The sequence below is a fragment of the Sphaerisporangium sp. NPDC049002 genome (genome assembly GCF_040649355.1).
Lineage (GTDB): Bacteria > Actinomycetota > Actinomycetes > Streptosporangiales > Streptosporangiaceae > Sphaerisporangium.
Map to the genome: position 1 here is coordinate 1 of NZ_JBEZFH010000167.1, position 17,330 is coordinate 17,330.

The 17,330-nt window shown below is 65.6% G+C and carries 13 protein-coding genes and 1 pseudogene; 5 read left to right on the top strand and 9 right to left on the bottom strand.

Annotated elements, in window-relative coordinates:
• Positions 1-62 precede the first annotated feature (62 nt).
• Positions 63-779: a BTAD domain-containing putative transcriptional regulator gene (locus tag AB0B89_RS26875; RefSeq protein WP_358558380.1), complete on the bottom strand. Its 717-nt coding sequence runs from the start codon at positions 777-779 to the stop codon at positions 63-65.
• Between the two features lie 276 nt (positions 780-1,055).
• Between AB0B89_RS26875 and AB0B89_RS26880 the strand changes: the two genes are divergently transcribed.
• On the top strand, positions 1,056-7,199 hold the full coding sequence (locus AB0B89_RS26880) for a DNRLRE domain-containing protein (protein ID WP_358558382.1): 6,144 nt from the start codon (positions 1,056-1,058) through the stop codon (positions 7,197-7,199).
• A gap of 727 nt (positions 7,200-7,926) precedes the next feature.
• On the opposite strand, the pseudogene AB0B89_RS26885 reads toward AB0B89_RS26880, so the two are convergent.
• Positions 7,927-8,756, bottom strand: a pseudogene (locus AB0B89_RS26885) (transposase family protein).
• Positions 8,757-9,830: 1,074 nt separating this feature from the next.
• Between AB0B89_RS26885 and AB0B89_RS26890 the strand changes: the two are divergent.
• Both AB0B89_RS26890 and AB0B89_RS26895 read left to right on the top strand, forming a co-directional pair.
• Positions 9,831-10,331, top strand: coding sequence for a hypothetical protein (locus AB0B89_RS26890; RefSeq protein WP_358558384.1), 501 nt, complete (start codon positions 9,831-9,833; stop codon positions 10,329-10,331).
• Positions 10,332-10,581: 250 nt separating this feature from the next.
• Positions 10,582-10,965, top strand: coding sequence for a hypothetical protein (locus AB0B89_RS26895; protein WP_358558386.1), 384 nt, complete (start codon positions 10,582-10,584; stop codon positions 10,963-10,965).
• 203 nt (positions 10,966-11,168) lie between these two features.
• On the opposite strand, the gene AB0B89_RS26900 is transcribed toward AB0B89_RS26895, so the two are convergent.
• The 6 genes from AB0B89_RS26900 to AB0B89_RS26925 all read right to left on the bottom strand — a co-directional run bounded on the left by AB0B89_RS26900 (position 11,169) and on the right by AB0B89_RS26925 (position 15,102).
• On the bottom strand, positions 11,169-11,447 hold the full coding sequence (locus AB0B89_RS26900; protein WP_358558388.1) for a hypothetical protein: 279 nt from the start codon (positions 11,445-11,447) through the stop codon (positions 11,169-11,171).
• Positions 11,447-11,725 (bottom strand): hypothetical protein, encoded by a 279-nt coding sequence (locus AB0B89_RS26905; RefSeq protein ID WP_358558390.1) that lies wholly within the window; start codon positions 11,723-11,725, stop codon positions 11,447-11,449. The genes AB0B89_RS26900 and AB0B89_RS26905 overlap by 1 nt, the downstream gene beginning before the upstream one ends.
• A 213-nt stretch (positions 11,726-11,938) precedes the next feature.
• A complete protein-coding gene (locus tag AB0B89_RS26910; protein WP_358558392.1) occupies positions 11,939-13,156 on the bottom strand; it encodes a helix-turn-helix domain-containing protein in 1,218 nt (405 codons plus the stop codon).
• Positions 13,157-13,160: 4 nt separating this feature from the next.
• Positions 13,161-13,706 (bottom strand): flavoprotein, encoded by a 546-nt coding sequence (locus AB0B89_RS26915; protein ID WP_358558394.1) that lies wholly within the window; start codon positions 13,704-13,706, stop codon positions 13,161-13,163.
• A gap of 306 nt (positions 13,707-14,012) precedes the next feature.
• Positions 14,013-14,600, bottom strand: coding sequence for an MFS transporter (locus AB0B89_RS26920; RefSeq protein ID WP_358558395.1), 588 nt, complete (start codon positions 14,598-14,600; stop codon positions 14,013-14,015).
• A gap of 22 nt (positions 14,601-14,622) precedes the next feature.
• Positions 14,623-15,102 carry a GNAT family N-acetyltransferase gene (locus AB0B89_RS26925; RefSeq protein ID WP_358558397.1) on the bottom strand — a complete coding sequence of 160 codons (480 nt, stop codon included), beginning with the start codon at positions 15,100-15,102 and terminating at the stop codon, positions 14,623-14,625.
• A gap of 26 nt (positions 15,103-15,128) precedes the next feature.
• Here AB0B89_RS26925 and AB0B89_RS26930 point away from each other — a divergent pair, with 26 nt between their 5' ends.
• Both AB0B89_RS26930 and AB0B89_RS26935 read left to right on the top strand, forming a co-directional pair.
• Positions 15,129-15,653, top strand: coding sequence for a CGNR zinc finger domain-containing protein (locus tag AB0B89_RS26930; RefSeq protein ID WP_358558399.1), 525 nt, complete (start codon positions 15,129-15,131; stop codon positions 15,651-15,653).
• Positions 15,654-15,756: 103 nt separating this feature from the next.
• Positions 15,757-16,290 carry a flavoprotein gene (locus AB0B89_RS26935; RefSeq protein WP_358558401.1) on the top strand — a complete coding sequence of 178 codons (534 nt, stop codon included), beginning with the start codon at positions 15,757-15,759 and terminating at the stop codon, positions 16,288-16,290.
• Positions 16,291-16,383: 93 nt separating this feature from the next.
• Here AB0B89_RS26935 and AB0B89_RS26940 read toward each other — a convergent pair whose 3' ends face one another.
• Positions 16,384-17,082, bottom strand: coding sequence for a hypothetical protein (locus AB0B89_RS26940; protein WP_358558403.1), 699 nt, complete (start codon positions 17,080-17,082; stop codon positions 16,384-16,386).
• Positions 17,083-17,330 lie beyond the last annotated feature (248 nt).

The following is a 17,330-nucleotide window of genomic DNA, read 5'->3' on the forward strand; positions in this document are numbered from 1 at the left end:
ACAAACAACAAACAGGCCACCAACCCCACCCACCACCAGACACCCACACCACCAAGAAAACCTCAATGGCACGCGTGTCTTAGGTTTCGATAGACGTCCAACGCCTCGGCCTGCCTGCCCGAACGGTGGAGGGCGAGCATCAATTGTCCATGAGGGCGTTCCCGCAACGTGTGCGCGGAAGTCCACGCGCGGAGCCGGCCGATCAATTCCCAATTGCGGCCCAGCCTTAACTTCACGTCGAAGAAATCCTCCGTGGCCGACACATGTTCTTCCCGTAACCGCCCGGCCCACGGGGCCAGGTCTCCGGCCAGGTCGATCCCGTGAAGAGGGTCCCCACGCCAGAGTCCCAGAGCCTTCTCCAGAAGCTCGTACGCTTGTCTCGGGTCGCCGTCGGCAAGTCGTCGGCGGCCTTCCGCGACGAGGAGATCGAACGCCGCCGCATCGAGGTCCTCGTGCCCCACCGTGAGCGCGTAGCCGTTCCTCGACGTCACGATTCGCGGTTCCGGCAGGTGAGTGGACGAGAGCAGGCGCCGTAATTGGAATATGTAGGTCTTGAGGTTGCTGTCGGCGGACTTCGGAGGGCGGCCGTCCCACAGGTGCTCGACCAGATAGGACTGGGATACGGCGACGTTCGCGTGGAGCAGGAGAAGCGCCAGAAGACCTCGGTTCTTCCTCCTTGAAATGTCGATGAACTTTCCGTCGTGATCGCTGACCGAAAGAGGTCCGAGCACACGAAACAGCACGGCATCCGCCCCCGTGGCGTAGGATCCGATCCCCACTGACCCCGCTACCTTAAAACTTCCTGTGAACCGTGACAAGATCGGTTCAATACGCGCGGTACATTTTCGATGTGCCGCGCGTATGCCGCGAATATGCCGTGCATTTCGTACCTTCCACGTGTACATCCACTAGTCGCAACACGTGGAGTAAACGTGGCCTCACTGTCCATGAAACCCCCGCAGGCGGCGCCACCGCCCAGAAGAAGGACCCGCCTGAAAGCCGGTGTGGCGGCGCTGACCCTGGCCGTAGGCGTTTCCAGCCTGCCAGGCGTTCCCATGGCATCCGCCACGACGGTCCCGCCCGCCGCCAAGCGGGCCGCCGTCCCTGAGCGCGTCACCGAACGTCCCGACCGCGTCTCGGCGGCGCTCGCGGCGCGCCTGCAGGGCAGTCGCGTCCTGATCACCGGCGAGACCACCGAGTCCAGCCAGACCTACGCCAACGGGGACGGAACCTTCACCGCCGAGACCGTTAGTGGTGTGGCCCGGGTCCAGAAGAACGGCCGCTGGGCACCGGTGGATCCCCGGCTCTTCGACGCGGGGAACAGCGTCCTGAAGGCCAGAGCCGTGAAGCCGGACTTGGAGTTCTCCGCCGGAGGGCGGACGCCGTTCGCGAAGATGACCCGGGAGCCGGGCAAGTCCCTGGCGTTGTCCTGGCCGTCTGAGTTGCCCAAGCCGGCCATCAAGGACAACACGGCCACCTACACCGGGGTCGCCGGGCCGGGCGGGGACCTGGTCGTCACCGCCCTGCCCACGGGCATGCGATTCGACATCGTGCTGCGGGAGCGTCCGCGCGGGCCCGTGGAGTTCAAGGTCCCCCTCAGGACCGAGGGGCTGGCCGTGGGCACCACCGCGGACGGCCACCTGGAGTTGACCGGGGGGAAGAAGAAACTGGTCGCCGCCGCGGCCGCGCCCGCGATGTGGGAGGCGGCAACGTCCGGCAAGGTCGCCGCGACCCACGGGCGCCGGGGTGACCGAGGCCGCCTGGGCAAGATCACCGGAACGGTGGAGGGCAAGGACGGCGGCCAGGCGCTGGTGCTGCGCCCCGATCCGGCGTTCCTCGCCGACCCGGCCACCAAGTACCCGGTCACCGTCGACCCGACCGTGCTGCTGCCCCTCAACGACGACACTGATGTCAGCAGCATCTTCGTGGACGACAACAACTCCGCCGGCGAGTTCATGAAGGCCGGCACCGAGGCCACCGGCGACAAGGATCGCGCCTACCTGCGGTTCGACACCACCGGCCTGCCCTCGGTGATCACCGCCGCCCAGCTCGTGCTGCGCAACGTGGACGCCCCCTCCTGCGGCCCCACGGTCGGTGCGGGCATCCAGGTCCGGCAGGTGACCAGCGCCTGGGACGGCTCGCTCATCGACTGGTCCCCCCAGCCGACCAACACCACCACGGGCGCCGTCACCAGCACCGAGGGCTCCCAGGCCGGGGTGTGCGGTAGCGGCTACATGAAGTGGAACGTCACCGGGATCGTCCAGGCGTGGGCCGGCGGCGCCGCCAACCACGGCCTGGTGCTGCGCGCCGCCTCGGAGACCGCGACCGCGAACTACCGTGTGTTCACCTCCTCCGACGAGACGATCGAGTTCAACAGCCCGCCCAAGCTGGTGATCACCTACACCACCCCGCCCACCCTCGGGGCCCTTTCGGTCTCGCCGTCGGCCGGATCCCAGACCTCCTCGCGTACCCCGAGCCTGAAGGCGCAGCTCAACGACGCCGACGGCGGCGTGCTCACCGGTGAGTTCCAGGTCGAGCACGACCCGGCCGTCCCGGCCCAGGGCACCGGATTGATCTGGTCCGGCTCGGCCACCGGCGTGCAGGCCGGGACGACCGGTTCGGTGACCGTCCCGGCGAGCACCCTGACCGACGGCTGGAAGGTGCGCTGGCGAGCCCGCGTCTACGACGGCACCACCTACTCGGCCTGGTCGGGCTGGCAGTCCCTGGCCGTGGACGCCACCGCCCCCGCCACGCCCACCATCACCTGCGCCTCCTACGCCTCCGGCGTATGGTCGGCCAAGCAGGCCGCTCCGGTCGGCTGCACCGTCGACACGACGGCGAACGACGCGGTCGAGTACGCCTGGGACCTGGACGACCCGGCCGCCACGGAGAGCAAACCCACCACCGCCGGCAACCCTCAGACGATCACCATCGACCCGGCCAACGGCTGGCACACCCTCTACGTCAAGGCCCGCGACGCCGCCGGCAACAGTAGCACCACGGCGTCCTACACCTTCGGCGTCGGCGTCGGCGACGTGGCCAAGCCCCTGAACGAGGACCGAACACAGGCCGCCGTCACCCTGGCCGCGCGTGCCGAACCCGGCCGCACCGGCGTGCACTACGAGTACCGCGCCGACGTCAGCGCCACCGGCACTTGGACGACCATCCCGACCGCCCACGTCACCGTCCCCGGCTCGGGCACCCCGATCTCCGCCTGGCCGCAGACCCGCGCCAACACCGCCCAGCCGTTCGCCGACCTGACCTGGGACGTGGCCGCCACCATGACCGCCGCCTCCCGCGGCGACGGCCCCTTACAGCTACGGGCCTGCTTCACGACGGGCACGATGGAGAGCTGCTCCGACCCGGTGACCATCACCTTGGAGGCCACCGCCTTCGGCGCCTCCTACGCCACCTCGCAGCTCGGCCCCGGCACCGTGTCCCTGCTCACCGGCGACTACTCGATCAGCGCCAGCGACGTCAACGCCTTCGGGCTGTCGGTCGGCCGTGGTCACACCACCCTGGCGCCCGCGACGGCTTCTAGCGCCAACGGGGTGTTCGGACCCGGCTGGTCCGCCTCCTTCCCGGGCGGCGCCTCGTCGGTGTCCGGCATGACGTTCGAGGATCATTCCGCGCAGGGATACGTGGTCTTCACCGGCGCGGACGGCTCCCAGCTCAACTACTCCGTCCAGGCTGGCGGCACCTTCGCCGGCGTCAGCGACACCAGCGACGGTTCCCAGGTGGTCAAGGACTCGGCCACGCAGTTCACCCACACCGACGCTGAGGGCGTCAAGACGGTCTTCACCCTGGCGGGCGGCAAGTGGGGCGTCAGCTCCATCGACGAACCCGGCAGCGAGAACACCACGGCTTACACGCGCGATGGCCAGGGCCGCGTCACCCGGATGCTCGCTCCCGTCCCCTCCGGCGTCACCTGCACCACGCTGGTCGCGGGCTGCCGCTCCCTGGACGTCACCTACGCCACGACCACGACCGCCACGGGTGTGACGTCCGGCTGGGGCGACTACGCTGGCCAGGCCAAGTCGATCAGCTATACGGCCTACGACCCCGCCACCTCGGCGATGAAGACCACCACGGTCGCCACGTACTCCTACGACGCCACGGGTCACCTGCGCACCGCAACCGACCCACGCACCAACCTGGCCACCACTTACGAGTACAACGCCCAGGGCAGGATCTCCCAGCTCACCCCGCCCGGCCTCAACCCATGGCGCGTCGAGTACGACACCTCCGGCCGCCTGGCCCACGTCCAGCGAGAGGCCGGCGCCAACGACCTCACCCAGGCCGTCGCCTACGGCGTCCCGATCAACTCCCCGATCGACCTGACCGGCGCCACCTCCGCGACATGGGGCCAGTCGGTGGACCTGCCGCGCGTCGGCGCCGCCGTCTTTCCCGCCTGGCGCGTCCCGGCCCGCGCGGGCAGCGGCGCGTACCAGCCCGCCGCCGCCGACTGGGAGTACAGCCAGCTCATCTACGTCGACGTCAACGGTCGCGCCGTCAACACCGCGGCCTACGGAGCCGGCGCGTGGCAGATCTCCACCACCCGCTACGACGACAACGGCAACACCATTTGGGAACTCACCCCAGGAAACCGCCTCCAGGCCCTGACCCCCACCGCCGACACCGACCCCTACGTCCGCGGCCTCACCAGCTCGGCCGCCCGCGCCGACCTGCTGTCCACTACGGTGACCTACAACGATGACGGTGATCTGCTGGCTCAGGATGGTCCCACCCATCAGGTGAAGCTGGCGTCCGGAGCCCTCGTTTCGGCCCGGCAGCGGACCACCAACACGTACGACGAGGGCAAGCCCGACCCCAACATCAAATATCACTTGGTGACCACCACAACGGTGCAGCCGGTAGTGGTGGGCGGCACAGCCGCCCCCGGGACCGCCGACATACGAACCACCAAGATCGGCTACAACCCGATCGTGTCCGGAGACACATCCGGCTGGGAGTTGTTCGCCCCGACCACGCAGACCACGGTCATGCCCGGCGGTACGGACATCGTCCAACGCACTCGGTTCGACGCGGCAGGCCGCGATATCGAACGCCGCATGCCCGCGTCCAACGGCTCTGACGCCGGGACCACCATTACCAGTTACTACACCGCCGGAACTCACCCGTCAGTGTCCGCTTGCGGCAACAAACCACAATGGGCCACCCTGCCCTGCCGCACCGCCCCTGCAGCCCAACCCGGCGGGCAGACGATCCCCACCGCCACGATCACCTATGGCTACTACGGCCAGAAGGCCACCGTCACCGAAACCTCGGGCACGGTCAGCCGTACCACCACCGTCTCCTTCGACACCGCCGGCCGCCCAAGCAGCCACGCGTTGACGGTGACTCCCGCCTCCGCCGGTGGCACCGCGGTTCCGGACGTCACCTTCGCCTACAACGCGTCCACAGGTTTGCCGACTATGTCGAGTATGGGCGGAGCCACCGTCACCACCGGCTACGACGCTCTAGGCCGCGTCACCTCCACCACTGACGCCGACGGTAACTCGTCGATCACCACCTACGACATCTCAGGCCGCGTGGCCACGCTGAATGACGGCAAAGGCACATACACCTACGCTTACGACGGAACCGACGCCGCCGGGCAGGCCGAACGGCGTGGCTTGGTGACCAGCGTCAGCACCGGCACCCCGGGCACGTTCGGCGCGGCCTTCGACGCCGACGGTCAACTGCGCACCCAGAGCCATCCGGGCGGGCTCACCGCGTCCTGGCGGTTCGATAACGTCGGCAAGCCGTTCCTGCTGACCTATACCAAGAGCGGTAGCACGTGGCTCGAGTTTGCCGCAACCTCCGATACTGACGGCCGCGTCGTCTCGCAATCCGTTCCCGGCGGAAGCAATCAGACGTACGCTTACGACGCCGCCGGACGTCTGACCGCTGTCGCCGACACCTACGCCGGGTCGTGCACTACCCGCCTGTACGGCTACAACCTCAACACCAACCGCACCAGCCAGTCCGCCTATCCAGCTGCGGCAGGTGGGGCGTGCAGTACCAGCACCACTCCCGTCACCCAGACCTCCTCTTTCGATACCGCGGACCGCGCCACCAACACCGGCTACACCTACGACGCGTTCGGCCGCACGACCGTTGTTCCGGCCGACCACGCTTCTGGGGGTGTCGACCTGGAGGTGGCTTACCACGCCAATGACATGGTGGCCTCCCTCACCCAAGGTCTGCTCACCCGGGAGTTCACCCTTGATCCCCTGGGCCGTATCCGCGCGATGACCAGCAGCGGCGGCCTGGTGTCCGGCACCATGACCAACCACTACACGTCGGGTGGCGACTCGCCCGCCTGGATCGCCGAAGTCAATGGCACGTGGACCCGTAACGTCACCGCCTTCGCCGGCATGGCGGCCACGCAGTCAAGCGACGGTACGGTCACTCTTCAGCTCGCCGATCTCCACGGTCATGTCGTCGCCACGGCGAGCAACAGCAACACCGCAACCGGAATCAGCTCGTATTTCGAACAGACCGAATTCGGCATACCGCGTGCCGAAAACATCACGTCCCCGAACAGATACGGCTGGCTCGGCAATGCGCAGCGCTCCATCGACTCACTCGCTGGCATCGTTCTCATGGGCGTCCGGCTCTATAATCCCACCACCGGCCGTTTCTTGCAGGTCGATCCCGTCGTCGGTGGCAGCGCCAACGCCTATGACTATTGCAATGCCGACCCCATCAACTGTCGGGATCTCGATGGGAGATGTCCGGGCGGGTGGAAGGCATGGGCCTGTGAAGGTACCGTCGCGGTCGCCCAGTTCGCCGTCGAAGGGCTGATCCTGGCCGGGTGTGGTGGGGTCACAGGCGGCGTCGGTATCGTCTTGTGCCAACTCGGTGCCGCAGCCGCGGGAACGGCGATCGGCTACTGGGTAGAATCTCTCTGGGACAAGAACTTCAACTGGAACACTATGTGGTCAAAGGTGTTCTGGAGCTTCACCAAGGCGTGGGGCATCGCGGCCGGCGTCGACAAGTTCCTGAGGAGCCCCGTAGGCAAGAAGTTCGTTAAAGTGATCCAGTCTCTAGCAGTGCGGCTGGGGCAAGTGATCGCTAAGGCCGTCCGCTGGATATTGGGTACAAGGGCGGGCAGGCAGGCTGCGATTATCGCCAGCGCCCTGATCGGTTACATCGTTTCCGGTATTTACAGTGTCCAACGCGCGAAAAAATAGGTAGGGTCGTATAGCTTCGCGGGGTGCGCCCATGGCTGTGGGTGCACCCCGCGTGTACGAATGCTGCGCCATCCGGTGCAGGAGAATCGAGGAGATGGCGATGAGATGGCTGGCATGGACCAAGAGCAGGGTGATCGCCGTGGGTTGCTGTGGTCTCGTATATGTGGGCGCAGTGGGTAACGCGGTCTTTGGAGATCAACAGTCGTGGGCGACGGGGCTCGTGAGAGGCCTCGTTCCGACAGCTCTGGTGGCTGCTTTATTAATCGCCTCTGAGTGGGGGCGTGGCGCTGCGAAGGGGCGCGGCGTCAAAGATCACAAATCATCTGAATGAGAGCATGGATGGCTGTTGTCGCCTGATGTCCATCCATCGGATATATGACCGCAAAGCGTGCGCTCTACCTATACGTGATGGAGCTTTGAATCCACGATCCCAGATCGTCAACCGGCCGGGAAGGACTCCAGCACGGGTGGCGGTCACGATAACGCGGGCTTGATACGTCGGCTGATAGGTGATGACTCGGGGAAGCCGGGGTGGAAGGAGCAGGTCGGTGCTCGTCATCCACTTCTGTGGGGCGCGGTATGGGGATCGGCCGGTGGATTCGCCATGTTCGTTCTGTTGTCGGCCAATTCGTATTTTGAAGGAGAGCGTCCGATCCCCTGGGCGCTTACGGCGAGTATAGGCCTCGGTGTTGGCGTCGCGTTGACGCTGACGTTCAGTGACGTGATCTCAGCGAATTGCCGGTAGGTAGTCGTGCTCGAAATGAGTGAGGACAAGCGCCGCGCGGGCGATGTCGCCGATTCTGGCGGGGCTGATGGTGATGTGCTGGAGGGTCCGCCAGCGGCCTTTGAGCAGGGCGAATCCGCGTTCGCCGAGGCGGCGCAGGGCTCGTAGGAGCCGGTTGTAGGTGCGGTTGTCCGGGCTGAGCATTTGATTGTCGGAGGGTTGTTTGATCGGCGTGTGGATGCCGGCGCCGTCGTAGCCGCTGTCGGCGAGGGTGGGCAGGCCACGGGCGGCAGCGGCGTACAGCGCGCCCAAGACGTGCGTACGGGCGGCGGACAGGTCATGGACGGAGCCGGGCTCGACCTCGGCGATCCACAAGGCAGCCCGCCCGGCGTCGACAGTGCCTGCAGGTTGCCGGCGTGCTGGTGGGCCTTGCCCGAGTACCACACGTCGATGGGCTCGCCCTTGACACTGATGGCCTGCTCGGCGCACCGGTCGATCGGGATCAGAGTGCCGTCCAGGATCACATACGCCAGCCCGTCGGCCTGTGCGCGGTCGAGAGCTTCGGGCAGATCCGGTTCCTGAGCTGCTAGAACCTCGATGCCCTCGTGAATGTAGCGGTAGGCGGTGGCCCGGGAGACGCGGTGATCGCGGCCAAGCTTGGGGATGTCGCGCTCGCCGCGGAACCAGCGCAGCACCATGACCGCCTGCCGGAACGGGGTCAAGGCGCGGCTGTCTTTTGGGGTGCTGCGCAGTCGGCGCTCTTCCTGCAGGAGTCGTGCGACGTAGTGAACGAGTGCGCGGGAGACGTCCAGCGTGGCACGATGAGCAATCACGTGGAGCCTTACGGCTGGTGAGATTTCTTGTGGTGAGAGCTCTTCTACCGGGGGCTCCACGCCTGTTTCCGGCCTTCGGCGACTCCTCCCGAAAGGCCCGGTACGCCACCAGCAGCGTCCAAGAAATCCCAATCATCCGAATTATTTCGTTGAGATCACCTCATTCACATTGGTGCTGGCGGGGCCGGTGGACCAGCAGAGTTGGACTGGGCATCCTTTGGTGAATACGTAGCGTCGTTTCTCAGCGATGAGAGTCGAGCAGATGTACGTCTGAAGCTTGCGGCGACTGAAGCTGACGAGCGGCACGCTTTTGTAGGCTTGACCTTCACCACGCCCTGGCCTGCCTATCATGCGCTCGACCAAGCCTACAGCGGCTTGCCGCCCGAGCCTCCCCGCTTACCAGCCGAGATCACTCACCTGTGGGTCTGGGCCTACCCCCTGGGTCGGTGTATCGGGTGGTTCCCGGACCAGGGATGGTTTGACCCGCGCGGACGCTGGGCGACGGACTGAGTTCAGGAGCGCGAGAGAAATCTTGCGCAGCGGTTATGAACGCCTCCGCATCTCGGAAGTTGAGGCTATTCGCAAGCCCGGCTGTGGGCTCTTTGGGGTTGTGGCCAAGCGGTGTGGCATGGCTCTCGATGCTCAAATTTGTTCGTGGCACCATACCTGTTGACACGAGTGCGATAATATGAGGCGTGGAAGCGCATGGCGGGCATCCGCTTGATCCCCGAATTCTCTATGTCGATCTGACGGCACACTACAGCAGTCTTGAGGACTGGGGCCTCCATCTCTTTAATTCGATGGCCGCCCGGTTGAGGGCGGCATTGTTCGAGATTGAAAAAAACGATCTTCGCCCTCTACGATCTAGTATAGCGATTCCCGAGGGCCCTAATTTCGTATATGAAACTACCCCTCGCCTGTTCCATACACGCAGAGGTCGCGGCCCACTGTTCGTAGCATGGGACACGAATATTCTGATAGATTACTTCAAATACATGGCGAGCGCTATGGGAGGGCGACGGTCTCCCGGATTTCACAGATGGCGACTATGCGGGCGAACTGGAAGGACTTCAAATGCTGATCGCCTTGTGGGTGCTGCGAGATATCAGATTCGTCGTACTGCCTGCATCGATTAAGGATGCGAAAAAACGTCTATCATCCGAACGCCAAACCGATAGAATAAGGGCATTTGAAGAGTTCGCCTCAGCGCTGAGTCTGGTAAGTGGCGAACCCTCTGGGATTGAGCCGCCTTCTAGAGAGGGACTACTTATCCTTCCGGACTCATTGCTCGAAGATGCTGTAGCAAATTTGCCTCAAGGTTTCGATCGCATGCTAGTTAGGTCTGTGGCCCGCATGGGAATACATGTCTTCATGACCATGGACAAGGGAATTCTCAGGCAGCGTGCAGCGCTCAAATCATTTGGACTGCTCCTAGCGTCACCGCTTGATCTTCTGGAAGAGTTGATCGCCTGCGGGGCATTTCACTGTATGCTCGCGCCTCGTTTTGCATACTGGCCAATGCCCGATCAGATGAGGGTCGGCCATCTGATCCGCGCCCTGCCGACATTCGACTGAATCAGGCAAGCTGGGGCTCCACCGCCGTACGGCTTCCGGTGCCCGGGCCGTGGAGGCCTTGAGCTTGAGTGCTGTACAGCAGTCTGTACAGCAACACAGCCTCACTCGATCACACTCCACCAGCCCGTATCCACCGCCTGGCCAAGCGCCGAGACGCCGCTGACGAGGTATCTGCTCTTCCCTACGGGTCAGAGAGCTATGGGTACGAGTCTTCTTGGCCGCGCACAGGCGGCGTGCGATTCTGGAGCGCATGACGGATCGCCATGTTGTGACGGTTCAGGTGACCGGTCGACCTGCTACCTTGACCTTCGCCACAGCCCGCGAAAAGCCTTGGAGAGACGCCGTTCGATCGGCCGTCGCTGCGACCGGAGTACAGCCTCAGTCCGCGCGTTTTGCCGTACGTTTGGAGTTCCGGCTTGCCGCGGCTCGTAACGCGAGCGAGGTCTGGGACCTGGATAACCTCATCAAGCCGACGCTCGATGCGATGGAGGGCGTCTTCGGCACACGGGCATGGCGGGGGACGCCCCAGCTGGCCGACGACAGAGTTTATCGCATCACGGCTGTCAAGCGCCTCTCAGGGACTGGCGAGGTCCCCGGGGCAACGATCGAAGTGTGGGTTATCGAGCCGGATTAACAGGCCCAGGAGAGTTCTTGCTTATGTAGCCCATGGAACGACACGGTGACAGCAGCGGTGACAGCAACGTCCGCCACCAGGGGCATCCGGCGGCAGCCGTACACCACCCTCTGACCTTGCTCTTTGGCATGGGAGCAGGGTGATTGTTCCGCCTGAAAAGCGGACGGTCATCCCTGGGTGCTGGCGTACTCGCAGCTACTGGATTAGGAAGGACGGTCTGAACGATCACGTTGCAGCCCTCGGTCCTTGATGGCACTCCACTCCTCATCGGACATCGGCGGAATGCCCAGCGCCCCAGCCGCTCGGTCCAGCTCTTCACGTTCCAAGTCCCAACAACAGTGGATCAGGCTTTCAGCCTGCTGACGTCGGCGCTCGTTCTCCACGATGTCAGCGACCGCTGCGCGGACTCGTTTCACCGTCTCAGGGTTGGCGCGCCGCTGATCTTCGGAGAGGGTGGCGGGATCGTAGCTGGGATAGAGCATCAGGTGTTTCCGTTGCTCCCCATGCGGACCATGGCGGCGACGATGTCGGCCCCTTCGGCAGGTGCGGCGACCGGGCATAGCGGCTGAGGTGCCTCGCCCAGGGGACGCACTGAGTAGGCCAGTTCTTTCTGACCGTCATCTACGGTGATGATGGCGACGGGCGTGCCATCCGTGGTCCACACATCGAGCTCGGGGGAGTCGTAGGTCACCGACGATCTCGGTCCGTAAGCGGTGGTGTGGACCTTGAGCGTGATTCGCTTGCTTACCAGGTTCGGCACCCCACGTTCTCGGAGGAGACGAGCCAGTTCACCGAGGTGGGCGCTGTGCTGGTCGGCGCGGGTGGAGCTGCGAGTGGCGGGCATTACTGCTGTTCCCCTCTGTTGACGCTAACGGTCACGCTGATCACTCAGCGTGTAGAGGGAAAGCTAGGCATTGCGCAGCCAGAGAAGCCGTATGCCTGTGAGGGTAAATAAGCCGCACGATAGTGCGGGTTAGATCACGCCAGCTCGGTGGGCCAGGCCCCGAAGTTCTGGAGTGCTGGGACGGTGCTCGCGCTTGACCAGCTGAGCCAGAAGTTCGGCAGTTCGCGTGTCGTAACGAACGAGTTCGGGGGAAATCCGTTCAGCTGCAAGCAGCATGTTCACCGACGCGGCGTCCTTACGTTGGACGGCGTACGCCCGTGCCAGGTCGAGATGGACCTGAGCGCGCCGGCCGAGCAGGCCGGAGGCTAGATGCGAGACGTCCAAGCGTTCTCCGGTGCTGATCGCCTGCTTGGCATCCGCGAAGGTGACCGCCGCCGACAGCTCATGAATGGTCACGTTGGTCGGTCCGAAAGCCGTCCAAAAGTCGTTGCGATCTCCACCTAGGACATCCGCCACGCGCCGGGCCTGTCGAAGGAAACCATCCACGGCCCCACGGTCGAACTGAGTGGCCGCAGCGGTCACGGCGACCAGGTACAGGCCGCCGAGCACCGACATGTGTTCAGGATCGGAACGCTTTAGCGAGCGTTCGAGCGCCTCGGCCGCGCGCACGGCGATCTGAAGAGCTTTCTCGGGCTCGTTCAGCCGTACGAAGACGTACCCGAGCCGGTAGGCGCTGACCGCCGCGAGGACGGGTTTCTCCGCATCCTCGGCAGCTGACAGCGACCGATCGCCGGCTGTCCAGGCAAGCTCGACTTCCCCCACTCTGCTCAACGTGGTGGCTGTGGAGTGGTAGGTCAGAGCTCGCAAGGTGTGACAAGCCCGACGTTCGCCAGCAGGAGCGTTTCGGCTGGCGATCTCGGTGGCGACGATCAGTCCAGGCAACCGGCGCCCTGCTTCGTCGTACCGGGTTGCCTGGTAGAGCTGGTTGACGGTCCGCAGTTCTTCGCTCAACCACGTCAGGCTTTCGTGGGTCACTTCCCCGTGTCGGGGGTCGATCACCGACGCCAAGCCGTCGTAACCCATCATGGCCTGCCGGATCCCGGCCGCAGCCGCGTACTCTGCCATGGTGTTCCCCGCCTCGCTCGCGGTGAGGTTCCCGATCGGTACGCCTAGGATGCCCGCGAGGTTGCCTAGTACGGCGTGACTATCCACGCCGCGCTGCCCGCGTTCGACCTGACTGAGCCAGCTTTCGGACCTGCCGACCAGTTCGGCGAGCACACGCTGAGAGAGGCCACGACGTTTGCGTGCCCGCGCGATTCGCTGACCGATCTCCTTACGGGCTTCCATGCCATTACCCCCGCGGCTGTCCGTCTCCGCAGACTCGGTGAAGTTCTTCTAGCACGTGTTCCCAGGGTGGCATGCGAGCGTGTGCGGGCGCATCGGGATCGAACAGCACGTGTACGCCCATCTCCCGGAGCGCGTCAACGCTATGGCCGAACGCCAGGTGCCGAGCGAGGGCGTCCTTGAGCAGAGGGACGGCCACGATAGGGACGCCGAAGCCCATCAGCTCACACAGCAGTCCGACGGCGAACGTGTCAGCGATGCCGCCGGCCCACTTGTTGATCGTGTTGAAGGTCGCCGGAGCGACCACCACCGCGTCGGCAGAAGGGAGCTCGTTAGGCTCCTCCGGCATCCGGTAGTCACTGCGTACCCGGTCTCCGGTCAGCCGTTCCAGCGTTGTCGTGTCGATGAACTTCGAACCAATTGGCGTGGTGATCACGCGTACCGTCCAGCCGGCCTCTTGGGCCAGGACCACGAGGTGCTGAACGGAGGCCGCTGCCGGCGCGGCACAGGCCACCACGTACAGCACGCCCCGTGACACCGCTTCCACCCGCATGTCGTGATCCTATTCAGGCGACGCCGAGCCGAGCCATGAGTGACCAACTGAGCGACAACGACCCCGTACAACCGCGGACCAGCACGCACACGAGAGGACCATAGCCGCAGGTCATCGGCAGTGTTAGACCAGGTGAACGCTCTGCCGTGATGGCCTTACAAGCGAGGGGTCACTGGTTCGAACCCAGTAGCGCCCACCGGCCAGAACACCCCCGCCAGAGATCTTCTGACGGGGTTCCGTGCCATTGGGGGTACGGAACTTGGACGGTTCGGCGTCGATCCTTGGCCGCACTCACCGGCCCGTACGTCATCGTGACCTCGCACGGTCGTCGCGGCTGTCTGAAGTCAGCGCTCGCTGCGGCCGTGCGCGGCTGCCTGCCGAGGACCGTTCCTCTCGCGCACGTCGTGCGAAAGGTCGCGAGTGACGTCCCGCGCGGCGCTGGGACGAGTCGAACCAGGACGCCACTGATTTGCTGCCGCCGGGCTCAACGGGGCCGTATCCCGCACCGACGATCAGCAGGACAAGAAGCAACGACTCGTATCCCGGAGCCAGGCTTCCCATGGCCAGGCTCACGGCGATGACACCGGCGCCGATCCCGACGACCCAACGCTCGCCGTAGCGGTCCAGCAGCTCCCCGGCCACGAGCAAGCCGGCCAGGGGGACCAGTTGGGCCGCTGAGAGTAAAAGACCCAGTTGAGTCGTGCTCAGGCTCAGGTCGCGTCGCAGGGATGGCCATCGCCCCGATGCCCTGCACGAAGAAGCCGGAGGCGGCCTGGGTGAAGGTGGCCACGCCGAGGACGACCCACCGTTATCGCCACGCGCTCCGCATGGTCCACCGCCGCTCATCCGGTCCCCCGCCTCGGACGACGCGCCGCGGGGCTGGTCGCGGCCCATCGCACGGTACGCCGGGAAATCGTCACGGACGCCAGCACAGCGCGGGATCAGGATGGTCGAAGAAGCCGAGTTCGCGGTAGAGCGGTTCGCCCTCGCGAGAGGCGTACAGGTCTACTCGGACGGCGTGACGTTCCCGGAACCAGTCGAGGAGGCCCCGCATGATCGCGCGGCTGTGGCCACGCCGTCGATACGCCGGATCGGTGACCACGCCGATCACGTGCCCGATCCGGCCGTTCCGCGAGTGGGGGCCCGGGAACCACTGCTCTATGGTGCCGATACCGCAGGCGGCAAGGCCGCTTTCGCCGTCCACGACCAGGATCCGCGCGTCCTCCTCCATCAGCTTTTCCTTCAGAACCGTGGCGAGGGCGTCCCGCCAGCCGTCGCCCGCTGAGGAGGGGTTGAAGAAGTCGCCGCCGAGGTCCTCGAACAGCGATGCCCGCAGGCGGACGAGTTCCGCGACGTCGTCCTCCGACGCCTGCCGTACATGGGGGTGGCGTGTCATGCCGACCAGACTGGTGTAATGGTCATATGCATCTCAACCCTTACGGCGAGGATGCCGTGAACTTGGCCGCCGCCCTGGCCAACCGGCGACCGGAGACCGCCGCGGAACTCGCGGAGCGCTGTCGCGCTGCCGGGCTGATGCTGGAGCACCCGGTCACGGCGCGGGACCTGGATCGTGTCCATGCCGTACTGGAGGCGTGGGAGAAGGTCGTCGACGCCACCGACGAGCACGAGCGTGCCGAACTGGTCAACCGCATGCTGGCGGACTCCACCGCCTACCCACGGCTGACCGACCACGCGCGCAGCGGCTGGCACCTTCACTACCGTGACGATCGGCAGACGCTCGGCTCTGTGCTGTTCGCACTCATCGCCGTGGGCACCGCGCTGCACCTGGCGGGGCGGGGTATGCACCGCCTCCGGCGCTGCGCGGTGACCGAATGCACCGTGATCTTCGCCGACACCTCCCGTACCGGGCGGCAGCGCTACTGCTCCCAGCGGTGCGCCAACCGCGACGCGGTACGCCGCCACCGCGCGAGCCGTACGGCTGGTTGACTCTCTTCCCGGTACCCTGCGCGGTCCGCGATCTGCTCGCCACCGTGCCCATCACCGTCCGGCGTGAAACCCGCCCGTACGTCGAATCCCTCGGAGTGTCCGCGTGAGCAAGGTCCTCTACATCATCGTGTGCGCCGCCGGCCCCGCCGCGGACGTCGGCACGCTCGTCACCCTCGCCCAAGACGCCGGGTGGACCGTCCAGGTCATCGCCACCCCGCCGGCACTCGACTTCATCGACGTACCAGCCCTGGAGACGCAGACCGGCCGCCCCGTCCGCAGCCGGTACCGCAAACCGGACGAGCCGAAGTCGCCGAGGGCGGACGCCATCATCGTGGCTCCCGCCACCTACAACACCATCAACAAGTTCGCCCAGGGCATCGCCGACACCTACGCCCTGGGCCTGCTGGCCGAAGCCCCCGGACTCGGCATCCCCGTCGTCATCCTCCCGTTCGTGAACACCGCCCTAGCGGGTAGAGCACCGTTCCGCCGCAGCGTCGACCAGCTACGCGCCGAAGGCATCCACGTCCTCATCGGTCCCGGACGATTCGAGCCCCACGCCCCCAGCTCCGGAGCCGACGACACCGCCGGCTACCCCTGGCGTGCCTCCCTGTACGTCCTTCAAGCATCGGCGACGTAGACCCACGTTCCCAGCACCCCGTCGTACCAAATCGCACGCGTGGAGGAGCGACGGCAACGGCGCCGGACAACCCCTGATGGTCTCTCGCTGCGGTCACGGTTCCGAGCCCGCCGGGAGCCCTCCCACGGGGTCGGGGGGTCGAGCTGACAACGGCGTACGCTGCCATGCGGCGCGCAGGGCTCGGATCTCCTCGGGAGTGCTCTCGCGTGCGATGTACGGGATGTCGAGGATGTGACGGCTGCCGGGCAATCTGGCGCGGACCACACCGGCGTCCCGGAGGACCTGCGCGTAGAGGGAGGCGCCGTCCATACAGAACACATCGATGAACGCCACCCGCCCATCGAGAGCCTGCCGCAGGTTGCCGACGTTCAGGTCGATGCCGTCCCACCAAGGCGTCCGGGCCCGAAACTCGGCGTCGACTGCGGCGGCGGCCTGCCGCACCTCAGCCACAGCCTCATCGCCCGCTCCCGCACGCCACTGGCGAGCGACCTCCTCGGCCCGCGCCGCCTCCAGCGGGGCAAGGAATTCCAGCACGGCCAGCGAGCCTCCGCCGTCCAGCGCAGTGTTGAAGGCGACGCGCGGCAGGTAGGGGTTACCGGGCCGACGACGGCACAGTTCGAGGAATGCGGCATAGGCCGGGTCGAACGGACACACCCTGGCCACCCACAGCCCATCGGGAGATCGCAGGCCAACCGCCCAGTCGCCGACGCCGCAGGGCGTCCAGCCGGCCATCACCAACTTGGCCGTCACCTCACGGTGAGTCATCGACGGCCAGGGCGTATCGAGGAACACAGGCGCAGCCTACGAAGTACGCACACCCTTGCGCATGGGGGTTTCCGGCTCGGCTCCACCGGAGGCGGCTGACCTTGGTCGCAGCCTTCCCTGCCGAGTCGCGAGCTGGAGGGCCGACTCAGTGAGTCTGACGCGGTACGACGTCCGGCGCTCCGGTACCTGTCAATCTGATCAAGGCAGCTGAGCTGGTCTAATTCTGTGTCAGCCTTTCTTGTTCGTCCTTCCGGTCGGAGTCGTTGGGCTTGTTG

Bases quoted from the DNA above. Each gene is read 5' to 3' on its own strand.
- AB0B89_RS26930 (WP_358558399.1), top strand. From the start codon at position 15,129: ATGCATCTCAACCCTTACGGCGAGGATGCCGTGAACTTGGCCGCCGCC.
- AB0B89_RS26900 (WP_358558388.1), bottom strand. From the start codon at position 11,447: ATGCTCTATCCCAGCTACGATCCCGCCACCCTCTCCGAAGATCAGCGG.
- AB0B89_RS26890 (WP_358558384.1), top strand. From the start codon at position 9,831: ATGCTGATCGCCTTGTGGGTGCTGCGAGATATCAGATTCGTCGTACTG.
- AB0B89_RS26895 (WP_358558386.1), top strand. From the start codon at position 10,582: ATGACGGATCGCCATGTTGTGACGGTTCAGGTGACCGGTCGACCTGCT.
- AB0B89_RS26915 (WP_358558394.1), bottom strand. From the start codon at position 13,706: ATGCGGGTGGAAGCGGTGTCACGGGGCGTGCTGTACGTGGTGGCCTGT.
- AB0B89_RS26910 (WP_358558392.1), bottom strand. From the start codon at position 13,156: ATGGAAGCCCGTAAGGAGATCGGTCAGCGAATCGCGCGGGCACGCAAA.
- AB0B89_RS26880 (WP_358558382.1), top strand. From the start codon at position 1,056: ATGGCATCCGCCACGACGGTCCCGCCCGCCGCCAAGCGGGCCGCCGTC.
- AB0B89_RS26920 (WP_358558395.1), bottom strand. From the start codon at position 14,600: ATGGGCCGCGACCAGCCCCGCGGCGCGTCGTCCGAGGCGGGGGACCGG.
- AB0B89_RS26925 (WP_358558397.1), bottom strand. From the start codon at position 15,102: ATGACACGCCACCCCCATGTACGGCAGGCGTCGGAGGACGACGTCGCG.